Genomic DNA, 17,701 nt, shown 5'->3' on the forward strand with positions numbered 1-17,701 from the left:
GCGGCGGCGAGGGGATTTTCTTAGGCCGCGATGCGCCGGTACATGCGGCGCGGGTGGCCAATTTTCCCGTATTGCATCTCGACGGCCAGAAAGCTGGCTTCCACGCAGTGTTCCAGGTAGCGGCGGGTGGTGGTTTTACTCAACCCCGTTTCGCTGACCACTTCATCGACGGAAAAACAGCGCTCCGGTTCATCGGCGAACAGTTTCTGGATAAGCGACAGCGTGCTCTCTTCAATGCCTTTGCTGCCGTTATCCTGGCGGTAATTCTTCGCCTGTAGCTGATAGAGCGAATCAACGTTTTGCTGGTCGACAATCTTCCATACCCGCTGCTGTTCGGCAAATTGCACAAAGCGCTCCAGCGACTGGCTTAGCCGCTTCCACGACACTGGCTTGAGAATATAGTCGAATGCGCCGTTACGAATCGCCAGGCTACAGGTGTCCATATCGCTGGCGGCGGTGATAAAAATCACCGAGCAGTTGGCGTTGATAATCTGCGGATCGCCAATCAGCGTAATGCCTTTGCCGTCCGGCAGGTAGTTGTCGAGTAACACCAGCTGCGGCTGCGTACTGCTCAGCAACGTTTTCGCTTCGGCGAGCGACGAGGCAATCCCGACCAGCCGCAAGCGCGGATGTTTGCTGACCAGTTCAGCATTCAGCTGCGCAAGTGTGTTTTCATCTTCTACTATCAGCACGTCTATCGGTTCATGTTGCATAAGTCTGATCTTCCAGGGTCACGACGGGACGCTGAACGTTGCCCGTTTCAGGAATAAACAAAGAAAAAATCGTGCCGCGAGGCGCGTTGGCGGAAACATCAATGGAGCCGCCAACCTGCGTGACATAACTGGCGATCAGGTAAAGACCAATGCCGTGATCGCCACTGCGTTTAGTGGTCATCCCGCGTTCAAAAATACGATCGCCAATCGCCGGATCGATACCGATGCCGCGATCCGCCACTTCAATAATCAGTTCCCGCTTATTGAGCAAAATCAGCACCTCAACCGGATCGTGAGGCAAGGCGGCGCGCTGCGTGGCCTCAATGGCGTTATCCAGCAAGTTGCCGATGATCGAAATAAGCTCCGCTTCCGCCAATGAACGGCAGGGGCTGCTCATCCGGCTAAGCGGATCGAATATCAGCTCAACGCCTTTTTCGCGGGCGCGCGCCGCTTTTCCCAGCAGCAGACCGCACAGCGTCGGTGAGCTAAAGCGAGACGAGATGAAATCCAGCAGCTCCTGCGCGTGTTCCGACTGCGCCTGAATGTAATGCACCGCTTCGTCATAACGCTCCATATGCAACAGGCCGGAAAGGGTGGTCATGCGGTTAAGCTGCTCGTGGCGCATAATGCGCAGGTTGTCGGCATAACGCTTTACCTGGCTAAGCTGTGCGCTCAGGCTATCGATTTCATTGCGATCGCGAAACGTGATCACCCAGCCCTGTAATTTATCTTCCAGCATGATGCGCACCCGGCTGGCAATCACCGTCAGTTGATTGAAGCGGCAAATCTCATCATGCGTATCGCTTTCCAGCATGGTCGGTTTGGCGAAAAACGGCACCGACGCGATCACGTCGCCAATCGTCTGCCCACGCAGCTCGCGCGTTGGCTGGCTTAAGCCCAGCAGTTTGCGCGCCGCCTGGTTAATCACTTCGATGCGCGACGCGCTATCGATAGCAATCACCCCCTCGTAAATCGATTCCATCATCGCTTTTTGCTGGCGAACCAGCAGGCCAATCTCGCGGGGCTCCAGCGAGAAAATCTGTTTTTTGATACTGCGGGTAAAAAACCAGGAAAAGATAAACAGCGCGGCCAGCAGCAATACGGCGGCAATAAAAATATTAATCACTTTGCCAAGGGTAATGGTGTCGAGATAACTGGTCAGGTAGCCAACGGAAACAATCCCCACCACTTTCCCGGCATCATCAAATATTGGCGCTTTGCTGCGTAGCGAAATTCCCAACCCGCCTTTGCGAATAGTAATGGTGCTTTTCCCCTGTAATACGTCGGCATTGTCACCGCCGACCAGCGTTTTTCCCACGACATCAGAATGGACTGAATGAAATAAATGCAGGCCCTTGTCATCGCCGATAACAATAAAGCTTGCATCGCTGTGCGCCACCACTTTGTGCATAAATTGCGTGATGGCTCGAATATCTTTATCAGTAACGGATTGTCGTAAATTCGGAATAATCGCTATTTCTTCGGCTTGTATTTTGGCTCTTGCACTCATTTCCTGGTAAAGCTGGTGACTGACGTCGTTGTAATAATAAACGCCGAGCAGGACGAACAGGCCGGAGAAGAAAAGCACCAGTGAAATAAAGAGTTTGATTTGAAATGAAACTTTCATGATGGTACGCGCAGCAACCAGGAAAAGCTCAATGTACCATCTTTTTTCACGCGCGTGAGCAGTTTACTGGAAACTTGTGATCCCTTGCACAGCCAGCATTGGCGAAGAAAATTACGCTGTTAAATATTCTTTTTTGGAAATGTTATTAACTTGTATTTCTATTTAAAAAAACCATAAAAACCACACCAATAATTAAGATGTGAATCACACGAAATAAAAGAAACCATAAAAACCATAGGTGCCTTAAAAACTCCGATTTTATTATGCTTCTCCTCACATAAAGTGCGTCTTTAGCCCTTTAGTCTGTAAAAGCAAAATAACCAAGGGGCTTAATTATGAGCACAACTGATGATTCATTTTCTGTTACCTCTGAATCGCTATCGATTCAAAAAACATCACTAAAGGATAAGTGGTGGCACATTATGGATACATGGAAGGTTGGGATTATTCCGCTACCATTATTTCTGCTGGCCGGCGCGTTAATTGCGGTCGATTGCTTCGGCGGAAAGTTACCGAGCGATATCGTGGTGATGGTTGCGACGCTGGCGTTTTTCGGCTTCGCCTGTGGCGAATTCGGCAAGCGTCTGCCGATTGTCGGCAAACTGGGCGCGGCGGCCATTTGCGCCACCTTTATCCCATCGGCAATGGTTTACTACGGCCTGCTGCCGGATGTGGTCGTTGAATCCACCACCAAGTTCTACAAATCCACCAACATTCTCTATCTCTACATTTGTTGCATTATTGTCGGCAGCATTATGAGCATGAATCGCACCACGCTGATTCAGGGCTTCCTGCGTATTTTCTTCCCGATGCTGTGCGGTGAAATTGTCGGCATGATTGTTGGGATGGGCGTTGGCCTGGCGCTCGGCATGGAGCCGTTCCAGATTTTCTTCTTCATTATTCTGCCGATTATGGCTGGCGGTGTGGGTGAGGGCGCAATCCCGCTCTCCATCGGTTACGCCACATTGTTGCATATGGACCAGGGCGTTGCGCTTGGTCGCGTATTGCCGATGGTGATGCTCGGCGGCCTGACGGCAATCATTATCTCCGGTTGCCTGAACCAGCTTGGTAAACGCTACCCGCACCTGACCGGCGAAGGCCAACTGATGCCGAACCGCAGCAACGGTGATGAACAAGCACCTGCAACGCCGGTTGCTTCTGGCAAAACCGATGTCACCACTATCGCAGCAGGCGCGCTGCTGGCGGTGCTGCTCTATATGATCGGTATGCTCGGCCATAAACTGATTGGCCTGCCTGCGCCGGTTGGCATGCTGTTTATCGCGGTGCTGATCAAGCTGGTACACGGCGTTTCTCCGCGCCTGCTGGAAGGCTCCCAGGTGGTGTACAAATTCTTCCAGACCTCTGTTACCTACCCGATTCTCTTCGCCGTTGGCGTGGCCATTACGCCGTGGGAAGAGCTGGTTGCCGCGTTCACCATCAACAACTTACTGGTGATCGTCAGTACCGTTTCTGCACTGGTTGCCACTGGCTTCTTCGTAGGGAAAAAGATTGGTATGCACCCGATTGATGTCGCCATCGTTTCCTGCTGTCAAAGCGGCCAGGGCGGGACCGGGGACGTTGCCATTCTCACCGCGGGTAACCGCATGAGCCTGATGCCATTCGCGCAAATTGCCACCCGCATCGGTGGGGCGATCAACGTGTCGGTGTCGCTGTTGGTTCTCGGCAATTTCCTCATCTGATTCATGCATTACAGGAACTGATATGAAACTCGCAAGCTTTGTCCATCAAGGGATCCGTAGCTACGGCATCGTCAAGGCGGATGGCATGATCGATCTGGGCCAGCGCCTGGGCGATCGCTACGGTGATTTGAAATCTCTGCTCGCGGCTGACGCGCTGAATGAAGCGCAACAGTTGAGCGGCGAAACGGCGGATCTGCGCTTTGATGGCCTCGAATTCCTGCCGGTTATCGATAACCCAGGGAAAATCCTTTGCGTTGGCATGAACTACGCCGAAAAACGCAAAGAGTTCGACCAGCACAACCCGGCGCCAACGCTGTTTGTGCGCTTTGCGGATTCGCAAACCGGGCATAACGCGCCGGTGCTGAAACCGCGCCACTCCAGCGAATTTGACTATGAAGGCGAGCTGGCGGTGATCATCGGTAAAGGCGGCGAAGATATCTCCCGCGAGGCGGCGCTCAGCCATGTCGCCGGTTACAGCTGCTATATGGACGGCTCCGCGCGTGACTGGCAGCACAGTTGGTTTACCGCCGGGAAAAACTGGCGGCAGACCGGCGCGTTCGGACCGTGGATGACCACCGCCGATGAGATCCCCGACCCGCATACACTGGCCATCCGCACCTGGCTGAATGGCCGCATGGTGCAGGACGACAACACCGCCAGCATGATCCACAAGGTCGCCGAGCTTATCGAGTACATCAGCACCTTCACCAGCCTGACGCCGGGCGATGTCATCATCACCGGCTCACCGGGCGGTGTGGGTAAAAAACGCACGCCACCGCTGTTTATGAAAGCGGGCGATCGCATCGAAGTGGAGATCGAAAACATCGGTCATCTCAGCAATGTGATCATTGATGCGCCAGCCCACGCGCTGGCGGCGGCGCACTAAGGACAAAGGCCACAGGATGCAAACACGACCCTCCATCGACTTTCGCATTGCGGAAGTCAACGGCAACACTCAACGGCTGGACACCAACCGCACTTTGCTCGCCGATAGCGGATTAGGCATGGACAGCGACATCACCACTTTCGTTGAAGCCTGGTCGGGAAACCGGCTGGTGGGTTGTGCAGGCCTTGCCGCCAACGTCATCAAATGTGTGGCAGTGGATGAGCAATTGCGTGGCGAGAACCTTAGCGCGCGGCTGCTGGCGGAAGTCGAAAATCTGGCGCTGGCACGCGGGCATTTTCATCTGTTTTTGTGTACGCGACCCTGCAACCGCGAACGCTTTCAGCACAGCGGTTTTTGGCCCATCGCCCAGAGCGGCAACAATGCGGTGCTGATGGAAAACACTCCGTCGGGCATCCAGCGTTACTGCCGTTCACTCCAGGCAAGCCGTGTGCCAGGGAAACGCATTGGCGCGATCGTAATGAACGCTAACCCGTTCACCCTTGGCCACCGCCATCTTGTGGAACAGGCCGCGCATTCCTGCGACTGGTTGCATCTGTTTGTGGTACGTGAAGACGCCTCATTCTTTCCCTTCGCCGCACGGCTGAAGATGGTGAAAGCGGGCGTCGCACATCTGCCTAATGTCATGGTGCATGAAGGTTCGCAATACATCATTTCCCGCGCCACTTTCCCGGCCTACTTCCTGAAAGAGACCGGCAAAGTACAGCAGGCGTGGAGCGAAATCGACCTGCTGATCTTTCGCGACTACATCGCGCCCGCGCTGGGTATTACCCACCGCTTTATTGGCAGCGAGCCATTTTGCGCCATCACCCGTCAGTACAACGACACCATGCATCAGATGCTGGCAGGTACGGTGATGGTGGTGGAAATCCCGCGCATCAAAGCCACAGGGACGGCCATCTCCGCATCTGAAGTGCGCCGTTTACTTAAAACACACCAGTTTTCCCGTATTCGGGAAATTGTACCGGATACCACTTTCGCGCATCTCGAATCCCATTACAGCGCGGAAGTTGCTTAAAAAATCAGGACTATAAATATGAAAATTGTAAGGGAGGCGCTGGCCGGAACCATGGAGTCCAGCGACCTGATGGTGAAAATAGCCCCCGCCGAAGGCGAGCTGGACGTCGTCGTTCACAGCGAAGTCATCAAGCAGTTTGGCGATCAGATCCGCAAGGTGGTGAATGACACCCTGCGCGCGATGGAGATCCGCCAGGGCTTAATCATTATCGAAGATAAAGGTGCGCTGGACTGCGTGATCCGCGCCCGTCTGCAAAGCGCCATTTTGCGCGCCGCCGAAGGGACAGAAATCGACTGGGGGAAAATGCGATGAAAAAACTTCGCCGTAGCATGTTGTTCCTGCCAGGGGCTAACGCCGCCATGCTCTCCACCGCCTTTATCTACCGCCCGGATTCGATCATGTTCGATCTGGAAGACGCCGTCGCGCTGCGCGAAAAAGATACCGCGCGCCTGCTGGTGTTTCATGCGCTGCAACACCCGATGTATCAGGACATTGAAACCGTGGTGCGCATCAACCCGCTGAACACGCCGTTTGGCTTGCCGGACCTGGAAGCAGTGGTTCGCGCCGGTGTTGATGTGGTGCGTTTACCGAAAACCGATACCCCGGAAGATATCTACGAACTGGAACGTCACCTCGAGCGCATTGAGCTGGCCTGCGGACGCGAAATCGGCTCCACCCGCGTGATGGCGGCCATCGAGTCGGCCGTTGGTGTTATCAACGCGGTGGCGATTGCTCGTAGCTCTCAGCGCCTGATCGGCATTGCGCTGGCGGCGTTTGACTACGTGATGGATATGCAAACTGAGCGCGGCGACGGCACCGAATTATTCTATGCCCGCTGCGCCGTGCTGCACGCCGCCCGCGCCGCCGGAATCGACGCGTTCGATGTGGTGTGGTCTGACGTTAACGACGAAGCCGGTTTTCTGCGCGAAGTCGAGCTGGTACGCAAAATGGGTTTCAACGGCAAATCGCTGATCAACCCGCGGCAAATTGACCTACTGCATAACGCCTATGCGCCCACTCAGCAGGAAGTGGATCACGCAAAAGTGGTGATCGAGGCGGCAGAAGAGGGCGAGCGCAACGGCCTGGGCGTGGTTTCGCTGAACGGTAAAATGATCGACGCCCCCATTATTAATCACGCGCAGATGGTGCTGGAACGTGCGGCTGCGTCCGGCGTGCGTCGTTAAGGACAGAACAATGAATCAAACAGAGCTTCTTCACGTTAACTTTCCCCATCTGCGAGAGTTAAAACCCTTTGATAGCGCCCATGCCGCCACGCCGTGGCTGGCGGACGTCGAGAGCAAACATACGCGCAAACTCTGCGCCTCACTGGAAGATGCTATTGCCCGCAGCGGCCTGCGAGATGGCATGACCATTTCATTCCACCATGCGTTCCGCGAAGGCGATCGCGTGATCAACACCGTGGTGGCGACACTGGCGCGCCTGGGGTTCAAAAACCTGACGCTGGCTTCCAGTTCTCTGATGACCTGTAACGACGTGCTGATCGAGCATATCCAGAACGGGGTTATCACGAAGATTTACACCTCCGGGATGCGCGGCAAGCTGGCGGATGCCATCTCTCACGGTCTGATGGCCGAGCCGGTGCAGATCCACTCGCACGGCGGACGCGTGAAACTGTTGCAGGACGGCGAACTGAACATTGATGTCGCCTTCCTCGGTGTACCGTGCAGCGACGAGTTTGGTAACGCCAACGGTACGCAGGGCAAATCTTGCTGCGGTTCACTTGGCTACGCGATGGTCGATGCACAATTCGCGAAGAAAGTGGTGCTGCTGACCGAAGAACTGGTGGCGTTTCCGAACATGCCCGCCAGCCTTGGGCAGGATCAGGTGGATCTGATAGTCCAGGTGGAGAGCGTGGGCGATCCGGCAAAAATCAGCGTCGGTGCGGCGCGTGTCACCAGCAACCCGCGCGAATTGATGATCGCTCGCTACGCCGCAGACGTGATTGAGCACTCCGGCTATTTCAAAGAGGGCTTCTCAATGCAGACCGGTTCTGGCGCGGCGGCGACGGCGGCGACTCGCTTTATGGAAGAGAAGATGGAGCGCCACGGCGTCAAAGCCCGCTTTGCGCTTGGCGGCATCACTGGCAGCCTGGTGGATCTGCACGAAAAAGGGCTTATCGAAAAACTGCTCGATACCCAATGTTTTGATAGCGAAGCGGCGGCCTCGCTGCGCCGTAACCCGAATCATGTGGAGATCTCCACCAACGTCTATGCCAACCCTGGCGGTAAAGCCGCCAGTTGCGATCGGCTGGATGTGGTGATCCTCAGTGCGCTGGAAATTGACGTCGATTTTAACGTCAACGTGATCACCGGTTCCGATGGCGTGATGCGCGGCGCATCAGGCGGGCATTGCGATGTCGCGGCAGCGGCAAACCTGACGATTGTCGTGGCACCGCTGTTACGCAGCCGGATTCCAACCGTCGTGAAACGCGTTACCACTCGCCTGACGCCAGGGGAAAGCATCGATGTGCTGGTGACGGACCACGGTATTGCGGTGAATCCGGCGCGCCCGGAAATCCGCGAGCGCTTGCTGGCGGCAGGGCTGAAAATCGTCGATATCGACGCGCTCTACCAGCGGGCGATTTCGCTGACCGGCGAACCGAAACCGATCGCGTTTACCGACCGTATTGTCGGTGTGATCCGTTACCGCGATGGCAGCGTGATTGACGTTGTGCATCAGGTTAAAGAGGAAAATCTATGACCACTCTGACGCCCGTGAGAGCGGGCGTCAGCCTTGAAGCGCTGCTGGCGGCGAAAGAGAGCCGCGCGGCGCGTCAGGCTGACTGGCTCGCCCACTATCAACAACCGGTTATCTCGCTGACGTTGGTCACCCCCGGCGCGGTAAAAGACAGTATTCGTTATCGCAACACCATGGGCGTGGCGCTGCAAGCCTGCGATCAGTTGCTGTGGCAGCATCGCTGGCCGGTGCTCGAACGCCAGGTGTTATGGCTGCCGACCGGCGCGGAAGCGCTGTGGTGCGTGGAACATTCGGCGGCGGAAATCAAAGCGCAGTGTGTTGAGATGGAGCAGAGGCATCCGCTCGGCAGGCTGTGGGATTTTGACGTGTTTTGCCCGAAAAACGGTCAGGTCGGGCGGCACTCGCTGGATTTGAGTACCCGACGCTGCCTGGTGTGCGATGAACCTGCGCACGGTTGCGCGCGTTCGCGCCGTCACCCGGTCGAAGAAGTGCTCGGGCGCGTAGAGAGGTTAATTGATGGCTGGTTTGCTCGCGACTAAACCTGACATGCTGGATGTGCCTGTGCTGGCGGCGCGGGCGCTGCGCCTTGAACTCGATTTAACCCCGAAACCGGGGCTGGTGGATCGGGCGAATAATGGTTCGCACCAGGACATGGATCACGCGCTGTTTTTAGCCAGCATTGCCGCCATCACACCGTGGTTTTCGGTTTTCCAGCAGGCCGGAAAAACCCATGCCTGTAAACCGGCCAGCGAACAATTGCGTTTGCTGCGACCAATGGGCATCGCCTGTGAACAAGCCATGTTTGCCGCCACGCACGGGGTGAACACGCACAAAGGCGGGATCTTTTCGCTTGGCTTGCTGTGCTTTGCCGCCGGACGTTTACAGGGACAAAACCGGCTACTTAGCGCCGATGCGCTTTGCCAGCAGGTGAGTGAAATCTGTCGCGGCCTGGTGGCGCGTGAATTGGCGGACCGGTCACACGCTATCACTGCCGGGGAAAAGCAGTTTCGGGAATATGGCCTGACCGGCGCACGCGGCGAGGCAGAGCAGGGGTTTATTACCGTGCGTCGCGCGGTGCTGCCGTTCTGGCATTTGGAGCAGGGCGAGCGGCGGTTGCACCACGTATTGTTGCGCCTGATGGCGGCGAACCGGGATAGTAATTTGGTGTCGCGCGGCGGAATCGAAGGGCTGCGCTATGTGCAGGATTATGCGGCAACGTTGCTGGCAACCGAGTGGGATATGGATTCCTTGCGGGAGATGGATAATGCGTTGATGGCGCGGCGTTTAAGCCCCGGCGGCAGCGCCGATTTATTGGCGGTGGCGTATGTATTAGCCATGATCCCCTAACCAACAAAACGCCTGGTGGCGCGGGCCTGACCTTTGTCGTTTTTGTAGGCCGGATAAGGCGCTTGCGCCGCCATCTGGCGATCATCGCGTCACCGGCTATTTGCCGGATGGCAGCTTCGCCTTATCCGGCCTGCAACGTGCAAAAAATGCATAAAAAACCCGGCGCTTAGGCCGGGTTTTGTTTTACGCTTTCTGCGCCGTCGCGGCAGGCTCGCGGACGTGTTTGTATTTAAACAGCATCACGAAGGCGAAGGCCAGTACCAGAGAATACGTGGCAAAAATCAGCCACACGGTTTTCCAATCGGTGATGCCAGCGGTGGTATAAATCTCCACCACTTTGCCACTTACCATGCCGCCGAGGATACAGCCGAAACCGTTGGTCATCATCAGCAGCATACCCTGCGCACTGGCACGGATGGCCGGGTTCACTTCTTTCTCAACAAACACCGAACCGGAGATGTTGAAGAAGTCGAACGCGCAACCGTAAACGATCATCGACAGTACCAGCAGCACAGTACCGAACGGCGTCGGGTCGCCGTAGGCGAACAGGCCAAAACGCAGCACCCACGCGATGATACTGATCATCATGACGTTCTTGATGCCGTAGCGGCTCATAAAGAACGGGATCGCGAGGATAAAGGCGGTTTCGGAAATCTGCGAAATCGACATCATCACCGACGCGTGCGTCACGATAAAGCTATTAGCGAACAGCGGGTTAGCATCAAAGCTATGCAAGAAGGTGTTGCCGAACATGTTGGTGATCTGCAACTCCGCGCCCAGCAGCATAGAGAAGACAAAGAAGATCGCCATACGTTTGTTTTTAAACAACGCAAACGCGTTCAGACCGAACATTTCCACCCAGGTCTGTTTTTCTTTGCTATTGGTGACCGGAATATGCGGCAGCGTCAGCGAGATAACGCTCAGCAGCAGCGACAGCGCCGCGCCGATATAAAGCTGCATATGGCTCAGTTCAAAGCCGGAGAAGCTCACTGTCCACATAGCGAGGATAAAACCGATGGTGCCCCAAATACGAATCGGCGGGAAATCAGTAACGATATCGTGGCCGGCGGATTTCAGGCGGAAATAAGAGATGGAGTTTACCAGGCTCAGCGTTGGCATATACGCCAGCGAGTTGAGCAGGATAATAACGAACATCGCACCCGGCGTGGTCACGCCTGCGGCGATAAACAGCGTGATTGCACCGACCAGATGACACAGCGCGTAAACCCATTTCGCGCTCAGCCATTTATCGGCCACGATGCCCAGCAGCGTTGGCATAAACAGGGATGCAATACCGAGCGAACTGTAAACTGCGCCAATTTCCGCACCCTGGAATTTCAGGGTAACGAACATATAAGAGCCAAGAGTAGTCAGCCAGCTGCCCCAGAGGCAGAACTGCAGAAAGATAATCACTTTCAGCTGCAGCTTAAGATTCATGCAAATTTCCTCGCAAAGGAGACGGACATTGTTGGAATGGGCGGAAGTGCTGCCATTTGTGGCGGCACTTTACCACTTAGAAAGCGCGTTGTTTGTTATATCCGACATAAAAATGCAAACTTCGTCTGATTGCATTCTTATAAAGTGATCTTGATCACGCTTTTACGCAACCGTTTGCGAAGCCCAAAGGCAAAGCTTATGCCTGTTTCACTTTCACTGTGAAAAAGGCATAAGCCGAAGGGTTAATTGCGGCGGTATGTTTTCTGCGCCGAATTGACTTTGTAGAGATAACGCCGGGATTCCGCCGACGGATGGCGGGTGGTCAGCGTCTCGTAAACATCCCCTGGCGTCATATTGTTGATGATGTTCGCCGCCTGGATTTTGTCTGTCGAGAAGACGCGCAGCACGCTCCCGGCACCGCCGTTATACGCGGTGATTACCGCATAACGCCGCGAAGTTGGGTTATTGATGCCGGAGAGATAAATATTGTTGAGCATCGCCAGGTAGGCGGTGCCGGTATCGATATTGCTCTTCGGATCAAACAGATAACTACGGTCCGGCGTGCCGGATTTACCCTGCGCGCGGAACACATCTTTCCCGGCGCTGTGCTGCACCACCTGCATCAAACCCAGCGCGTCGGAGCGGCTAACGGCATACGGGTTGAACGAGGATTCGGTTTGCATAATCGCCAGAATCAACGACTCTTCAACGCCATATTTGTTTGATGCCTGGCGCACCATACCGAAGTATTTATGCGCACGTTTATCGAGGTGGTTTGGCACCAGGTTAATGGTGATGCTGGAAATAATGCGAATGCCATTGCTGCGGGTTTTCAGGCGCGTTTGTAGCAGGTAGTCAGCAAACTTTTCCGCACGCCACTGCCAGCGAATCGCTTCGCCGTTGTTATCCAGCACCTGGCCGTACAGGAACGGCTCTTTGGAAATCTGGATATCATCGGTATCGGAATAGAGATCGATAGAGCCGGGATCATCGCCCATCAGCAGGGTTTTGATGATCGCCGCGCGCAAATGCGCAGCCGGTTCGGTACCGGAGATGGTTTCGAAGGTGATCGTACCTTCGTCGAAGTTAATGTGGCTTCGGGTCTGATATTGGTCGGTATATTTAACGTAGTCCTTCGGTCCTGCGATCAGAACTTCGTTAAACCCCCACAAATTTTCAATGTTATGGGCGAACTGCCCCATCAAAATGTCAAAACCGTTGGTGTCTTTAATCCAGGCTTCGTTGTAGTCTTCGCCAGATTTATTAGAGCTGGAACAAGAAATCAGCAACGGCGCGATCATCGCTAGCGCTAAAAATTTTTTCATCATTCCGGGATGCAGTTGTGTTGGATTATTGCGCCTGTGACGCTCGCAAACTGGCAATGCCTTTTCTGGTATTAGCGACATTGCCAGCCATGGTGAGTGATCAGCGGCTTATTTTTTTTCTTGCGGCGTATAGCCTTCAATGTGCACGTCTTTGCCTTCAAACAGGAAATTCACCATCTCCTCTTCCAGCAGCTTGCGATGATCGACGTTCATCATGTTGAGTTTCTTTTCGTTGATCAGCATGGTTTGCTTCTGCTGCCACTGCTTCCAGGCTTCTTTCGAAATCTCGTTATAAATGCGTTTACCCAGATCGCCCGGATAGAGCTGGAAGTCTTGCCCTTCCGCTTCGCGTTGCAGGAAGGTACAAAAAATAGTTCTGCTCATAATCTTTCCTCTTTTTGCTATGCGCGCTAAACGGCTTCGTCGCGTAATTGCTGTATCAGGCGTTCCACTGGAGCCGCCAGACCGACGGATGGCGGTTGCGCTAAGTTATACCAAAGACCTGTACCTTCATCCATGCAAGACGAGAACGAGGACACACTCAGCCACATAGGCACAATATCCAGATGGAAATGGCTAAAAGTGTGGCGAAATGCCACGAGTTGGCTGAGAGTATCGGCGCTAATGTTCCTCTGCGCCAGCCAGTCACGTAACCCTGCTTCATCGCTAAACTGCGGGAAACAGAACAGCCCACCCCATAGACCGCTTGGCGGGCGCTGTTCAAGGTAAACCTCGCCGTCATGCTGCATCATCAATAGGTAACCCGTGCGCTCGGGCAGCGTTTGCTTCGGCTTTTTGCCCGGATAACTCGCCCAGGAATGGCAAGCGTAGGCTTCACAGCCGGTTTGCAGCGGGCAGAGTTCGCACTTGGGCTTTGAGCGGGTGCAGACGATTGCGCCGAGATCCATCATCGCCTGGTTGAAACGCTCCACGCCTTTCGCCGGGGTCACTTGCTCACTGAGATCCCACAAGCGCTTCTCTACCTCTTTCTTCCCCGGCCAGCCGCCAATGGCGTAACAGCGTGCCAGCACGCGTTTCACGTTGCCATCAAGAATGGGAAAGTGTTTACCGAGTGACAAAGAGAGAATGGCACCTGCGGTTGAGCGGCCAACGCCAGGCAGGGCGGCGACTTCATCGAAGGTTTCCGGGAAACGCCCGCCATGAAGGCTTGCAACCTGCTGCGCGGCTTTGTGCAGATTGCGAGCACGGGCGTAGTAACCCAGCCCGGTCCATAAATGCAGCACTTCATCCAGCGGTGCGTTTGCCAGATCGGTCACCGTCGGGAAACGCGCCATAAAGCGCTGGAAATAGGGAATAACGGTTGCGACCTGAGTTTGTTGCAACATCACTTCCGACAGCCATACTTTGTAGGGCGTTTTTTCAATTTGCCAGGGCAGGGTTTTTCGCCCGTATTTGTCGTACCAGTCCAGAACCTGGGCTGAAAATTGAGACGCTTGCATGGTCACCAGAATCGCGTTATCAGGGGCGAAGATTGCAGCACAGAGGCGCGGCACTGTAAACCGGAACTTTCCGGTGCTTGCATCGGGCGATGAACTTTGGATAATGCCCGTTTCCTGAACACTCTCACAAGCAGAATACTTTATGAATAACGACGTCATTTCACCGGAATTTGATGAAAATGGCCGCCCGCTGCGCCGCATTCGTAGCTTTGTCCGCCGCCAGGGCCGCCTGACTAAAGGGCAGCAGCACGCGTTGGACAATTACTGGCCGGTGATGGGCGTTGAGTTCACTGAACAGCCGCTGGATTTCACCGCGCTGTTTGGCCGTACCGCGCCGGTTACGCTGGAGATCGGTTTCGGCATGGGCGCTTCGCTGGTTGAAATGGCGAAAATCCGCCCGGATCAAAACTTCCTCGGCATTGAAGTGCACTCCCCAGGCGTTGGCGCATGCCTCTCTTCCGCTCATGAAGAGGGTGTCGAAAACCTGCGCGTGATGTGCCACGACGCGGTGGAGGTGCTGCACAAAATGATTCCTGACAATTCTCTGAATATGGTGCAGTTGTTTTTCCCCGATCCCTGGCATAAAGCGCGTCATAATAAACGCCGCATCGTTCAGGTACCCTTTGCGGAACTGGTGAAAAGCAAGCTCAAGCTGGGCGGCGTGTTCCATATGGCGACCGACTGGGAAGCCTATGCCGAACACATGCTGGAAGTGATGTCGTCTATCGACGGGTATAAAAACCTGTCGGCGACCCATGATTATGTGCCGCGCCCGGAATCGCGCCCGGTAACCAAATTTGAACAGCGTGGCCATCGTCTTGGTCACGGCGTATGGGACTTAATGTTCGAGAGGGTGAAATAATGGCAACAAACCGCAGCCGTCGCTTGCGCAAAAAAATGCATATCGACGAATTCCAGGAACTGGGTTTTTCCGTCGCGTGGCGCTTCCCGGAAGGCACCACTGAAGAGCATATCGATAAAACCGTTGATGACTTTATCCAGCACGTCATCGCGCCTAATAAACTGGCGTTTGATGGAAGCGGTTATCTGGCCTGGGACGGGCTGATCTGCCTGCAAGAGATCGGCAAATGCACCGAAGAACATCAGGCCATCGTGCGTAAATGGCTCGAAGACCAAAAGCTCGAAGAGGTGCGCATTAGCGAACTTTTCGACGTTTGGTGGGACTAACCAAGCATAAAGGGCCAGCATTTGCTGGCCCATTTTGTCTCTACAGGAGTTTTTCTATGATGCGCAAAACGCTGCTGGCGGCAACGCTTACGCTTTCGGCATTCGCGGCTCAGGCCGATTATCAATGCAGCGTCACGCCGCGTGACGATGTGATTATCAGCCCGCAAACCGTGCAGGTCACTGGCGAGAACGGCAACCTGGTTATCACGCCGGATGGCAATGTGATGTACAACGGCAAGCAGCCAACGCTTAGCAGCGCGCAGCGCGAGCAGGCGAAAGATTACCAGGCTGAATTACGCAGCGCGCTGCCGTGGATTGATGACGGCGCGCGCAGCCGTGTGGATAAAAACCGCGTGGCGCTGGATAAAATCATCGTCAAAGAGGTGGGCGAAAACAGCAGCATGCGTAAACGCCTGACCAAACTCGACGCGCAGCTTAAAGAGCAGATGAACCGTATTATTGAGCATCGCAGCGATGGCCTGACGTTCCACTATAAAGCGATTGATCAAGTTCGTGCTGACGGCCAGCAACTGGTGAATCAGGCGATGGGCGGTATTTTGCAAGACAGCATTAATGAAATGGGCGCGCAGGCGGTGCTGAAAAGCGGCGGTAACCCGCTTCAAAATGTGCTGGGCAGCCTCGGCGGTTTGCAAACTGCCATCCAGAACGAATGGAAAAACCAGGAAGCGGATTTTCAGCAATTTGGCAAAGACGTATGTAAACGCGTTGTTTCCCTGGAAGAGAACCGCAAAGCGTTAACCGCCACGCTTAAGTAATTTCTCAGTGCGGCCTTCTTTCTTTTTTTGTAAGAGGGCCGCACTAGCTAATGGAATAGATTAAAGTTCGTTATTATTAAAGTTCGTTATTATTCTGCTTATTTCTTTTCCCCATTAAATGCATAAATATTAATTCTCTATCTCCCTTTCTACTTTGTGGTTATTTTCCTGGAAATAAACTTTCGTCAGTAATGACCGCGATTCATTAGCTTTTTTAAACTACTAATATTAGTGGGTTTTACAAAATAAAGAAATTTATTGATTTGCCAGAATGTCGATTGTGTACTTTCAGAATGTTCTTGTTGATGCTAATATCGCCTCTTCAAATCATGGATGCGATTTCTGCATAAATAATCTTATGTCCTCAATAAACATACAGCCAAAGCGTGAAGCTTCATTTTATGAAAATCCCGCGCTTGAACTCAAAAATAACGAGATTGATCTTCTCTATCTGGTCGGCCTTTTATGGAACGGTAAAAAGATAATCGTTGCGACGGTGTTGTTATTTGCTGTCGTTGGCTTTTTTATTGCAGCGTTATTACCGCAAAAATGGACCAGTCAGGCGGAAATTACCCCGGCGGAAAAAATTCAATGGACGGAATTGCAAAAAACGCTGATGACGTTGCAAGTCCTTGATGTAAAAACGTCTATTACCGCGGATGATGTTTTTAATCTGTTCCTGAAAAAATTCACCTCGCAGTCGCTGAAAGAAGAATTTCTCGCTTCCTCGCCGCTGGTGCTCGGGAAACTGCAAGAGCAAAACATCGATCAGCAAGAATTGCGCCGCGCGCTGATGATGCTCGCGGACAAAATCAGAGCCAGCAACAACGTTAAACAGGCGAACGCCGACAGCGCGCCATACGCTTCATGGTCGCTGGCGTTCACGGCGCCGACGGCTGCCGAAGCGCAGCAGGTTCTGCAAGGTTATATCGATTTTATTGCTGCCAAAGTCGTCAAAGAGACGCTGGAAACGCTGCGTAACGACGTTGAGCTGAGAAAAAATTACGAGAAAAACGTGCTGGAAATGGATCGTGCCCGCATTGCCACGAAGCATGATACCAACCTGAAACGCCTGAATTACTCGCTGGAAGTGGCGAATGCCGCAGGCATCAAACGCCCGGTCTACAGCAATGGCCAAACGGTGCAGGATGACCCGGATTTCTCGATTGCTTTAGGGTCAGACGGGATCTCGGAAAAACTCAGAATTGAGCAGTCGATGAAAGATTTCACCGAGCTGAATGCCGATTTCCGTAACCGTGAATTCACGCTGGCAGAATTGCAGAAAGTGAATATTAAGGACGTCGATTTTTCGCCGCTGAAATATCAATCTTCACCCTCTTTGCCAATGAAACATGATGGTCCAGGCAAGCCCATCATATTGGTGCTGGCGGCAATTCTGGGTCTTATTATTTCCTCGGCAATCGTATTATTGCGCCACGGTTTGCGTGAGCGAAACATGCTGTAATATTGCATTGCATAATAATAACG

At 53.8% G+C, this 17,701-nt stretch carries 18 protein-coding genes; 12 read left to right on the top strand and 6 right to left on the bottom strand.

Annotated features, from left to right (window positions below):
• Positions 1-20 precede the first annotated feature (20 nt).
• Both AAEY27_RS03885 and AAEY27_RS03890 read right to left on the bottom strand, forming a co-directional pair.
• Entirely contained in the window at positions 21-713 is a 693-nt protein-coding gene (locus AAEY27_RS03885; RefSeq protein ID WP_342323607.1) for a response regulator, read from the bottom strand.
• A complete protein-coding gene (locus tag AAEY27_RS03890; protein WP_342323608.1) occupies positions 703-2,340 on the bottom strand; it encodes a sensor histidine kinase in 1,638 nt (545 codons plus the stop codon). The genes AAEY27_RS03885 and AAEY27_RS03890 overlap by 11 nt, the downstream gene beginning before the upstream one ends.
• 335 nt (positions 2,341-2,675) lie before the next feature.
• Here AAEY27_RS03890 and AAEY27_RS03895 point away from each other — a divergent pair, with 335 nt between their 5' ends.
• The 8 genes from AAEY27_RS03895 to citG are packed head-to-tail and all read left to right on the top strand — an operon-like array spanning position 2,676 to position 10,027.
• Positions 2,676-4,040 carry a 2-hydroxycarboxylate transporter family protein gene (locus tag AAEY27_RS03895; protein WP_342323609.1) on the top strand — a complete coding sequence of 455 codons (1,365 nt, stop codon included), beginning with the start codon at positions 2,676-2,678 and terminating at the stop codon, positions 4,038-4,040.
• A 22-nt stretch (positions 4,041-4,062) separates the two neighbouring features.
• The gene (locus tag AAEY27_RS03900) at positions 4,063-4,926 is read left to right on the top strand and encodes a fumarylacetoacetate hydrolase family protein (RefSeq protein ID WP_342323610.1); all 864 of its coding nucleotides are present in this window, start codon (positions 4,063-4,065) and stop codon (positions 4,924-4,926) included.
• A gap of 16 nt (positions 4,927-4,942) precedes the next feature.
• Positions 4,943-5,962, top strand: a complete 1,020-nt coding sequence (gene citC, locus AAEY27_RS03905) for a [citrate (pro-3S)-lyase] ligase (RefSeq protein ID WP_342323611.1) — start codon at positions 4,943-4,945, stop codon at positions 5,960-5,962.
• Between the two features lie 18 nt (positions 5,963-5,980).
• Entirely contained in the window at positions 5,981-6,274 is a 294-nt protein-coding gene (gene citD / locus AAEY27_RS03910) for a citrate lyase acyl carrier protein (protein WP_342323612.1), read from the top strand.
• Positions 6,271-7,146, top strand: a complete 876-nt coding sequence (gene citE / locus AAEY27_RS03915) for a citrate (pro-3S)-lyase subunit beta (RefSeq protein ID WP_342323613.1) — start codon at positions 6,271-6,273, stop codon at positions 7,144-7,146. The genes citD and citE overlap by 4 nt, the downstream gene beginning before the upstream one ends.
• Before the next feature lie 10 nt (positions 7,147-7,156).
• On the top strand, positions 7,157-8,683 hold the full coding sequence (citF, locus tag AAEY27_RS03920) for a citrate lyase subunit alpha (RefSeq protein ID WP_342323614.1): 1,527 nt from the start codon (positions 7,157-7,159) through the stop codon (positions 8,681-8,683).
• Positions 8,680-9,219, top strand: coding sequence for a citrate lyase holo-[acyl-carrier protein] synthase (citX, locus tag AAEY27_RS03925; protein ID WP_342323615.1), 540 nt, complete (start codon positions 8,680-8,682; stop codon positions 9,217-9,219). The genes citF and citX overlap by 4 nt, the downstream gene beginning before the upstream one ends.
• The gene (citG, locus tag AAEY27_RS03930; RefSeq protein WP_342323616.1) at positions 9,197-10,027 is read left to right on the top strand and encodes a triphosphoribosyl-dephospho-CoA synthase CitG; all 831 of its coding nucleotides are present in this window, start codon (positions 9,197-9,199) and stop codon (positions 10,025-10,027) included. The genes citX and citG overlap by 23 nt, the downstream gene beginning before the upstream one ends.
• Before the next feature lie 183 nt (positions 10,028-10,210).
• Here citG and AAEY27_RS03935 read toward each other — a convergent pair whose 3' ends face one another.
• From AAEY27_RS03935 to mutY, 4 genes are all read right to left on the bottom strand, one after another.
• Positions 10,211-11,464 (bottom strand): nucleoside permease, encoded by a 1,254-nt coding sequence (locus AAEY27_RS03935; protein ID WP_342323617.1) that lies wholly within the window; start codon positions 11,462-11,464, stop codon positions 10,211-10,213.
• Positions 11,465-11,706: 242 nt separating this feature from the next.
• Complete coding sequence (mltC, locus tag AAEY27_RS03940; RefSeq protein WP_342325455.1) at positions 11,707-12,789, bottom strand: membrane-bound lytic murein transglycosylase MltC; 1,083 nt, start codon at positions 12,787-12,789, stop codon at positions 11,707-11,709.
• 108 nt (positions 12,790-12,897) lie between these two features.
• Positions 12,898-13,173 (bottom strand): oxidative damage protection protein, encoded by a 276-nt coding sequence (locus AAEY27_RS03945; RefSeq protein ID WP_342323618.1) that lies wholly within the window; start codon positions 13,171-13,173, stop codon positions 12,898-12,900.
• A 26-nt stretch (positions 13,174-13,199) separates the two neighbouring features.
• Positions 13,200-14,249, bottom strand: coding sequence for an A/G-specific adenine glycosylase (gene mutY / locus AAEY27_RS03950; protein ID WP_342323619.1), 1,050 nt, complete (start codon positions 14,247-14,249; stop codon positions 13,200-13,202).
• Positions 14,250-14,391: 142 nt separating this feature from the next.
• On the opposite strand from mutY, the gene trmB reads away from it, so the two are divergent.
• The 4 genes from trmB to wzz(fepE) all read left to right on the top strand — a co-directional run bounded on the left by trmB (position 14,392) and on the right by wzz(fepE) (position 17,678).
• Complete coding sequence (trmB, locus tag AAEY27_RS03955; RefSeq protein WP_342323620.1) at positions 14,392-15,111, top strand: tRNA (guanosine(46)-N7)-methyltransferase TrmB; 720 nt, start codon at positions 14,392-14,394, stop codon at positions 15,109-15,111.
• Positions 15,111-15,437 (top strand): YggL family protein, encoded by a 327-nt coding sequence (locus AAEY27_RS03960; RefSeq protein ID WP_342323621.1) that lies wholly within the window; start codon positions 15,111-15,113, stop codon positions 15,435-15,437. Before trmB ends, AAEY27_RS03960 begins: the two co-directional genes overlap by 1 nt.
• A 56-nt stretch (positions 15,438-15,493) precedes the next feature.
• Complete coding sequence (locus tag AAEY27_RS03965) at positions 15,494-16,213, top strand: DUF2884 domain-containing protein (protein ID WP_342323622.1); 720 nt, start codon at positions 15,494-15,496, stop codon at positions 16,211-16,213.
• Positions 16,214-16,571: 358 nt separating this feature from the next.
• Positions 16,572-17,678, top strand: a complete 1,107-nt coding sequence (gene wzz(fepE), locus AAEY27_RS03970; RefSeq protein ID WP_342323623.1) for an LPS O-antigen length regulator Wzz(fepE) — start codon at positions 16,572-16,574, stop codon at positions 17,676-17,678.
• The last annotated feature ends 23 nt before the right edge of the window (positions 17,679-17,701 follow it).

The organism is Kosakonia sp. BYX6 (genome assembly GCF_038449125.1).
GTDB classification, from domain to species: domain Bacteria; phylum Pseudomonadota; class Gammaproteobacteria; order Enterobacterales; family Enterobacteriaceae; genus Kosakonia; species Kosakonia calanthes.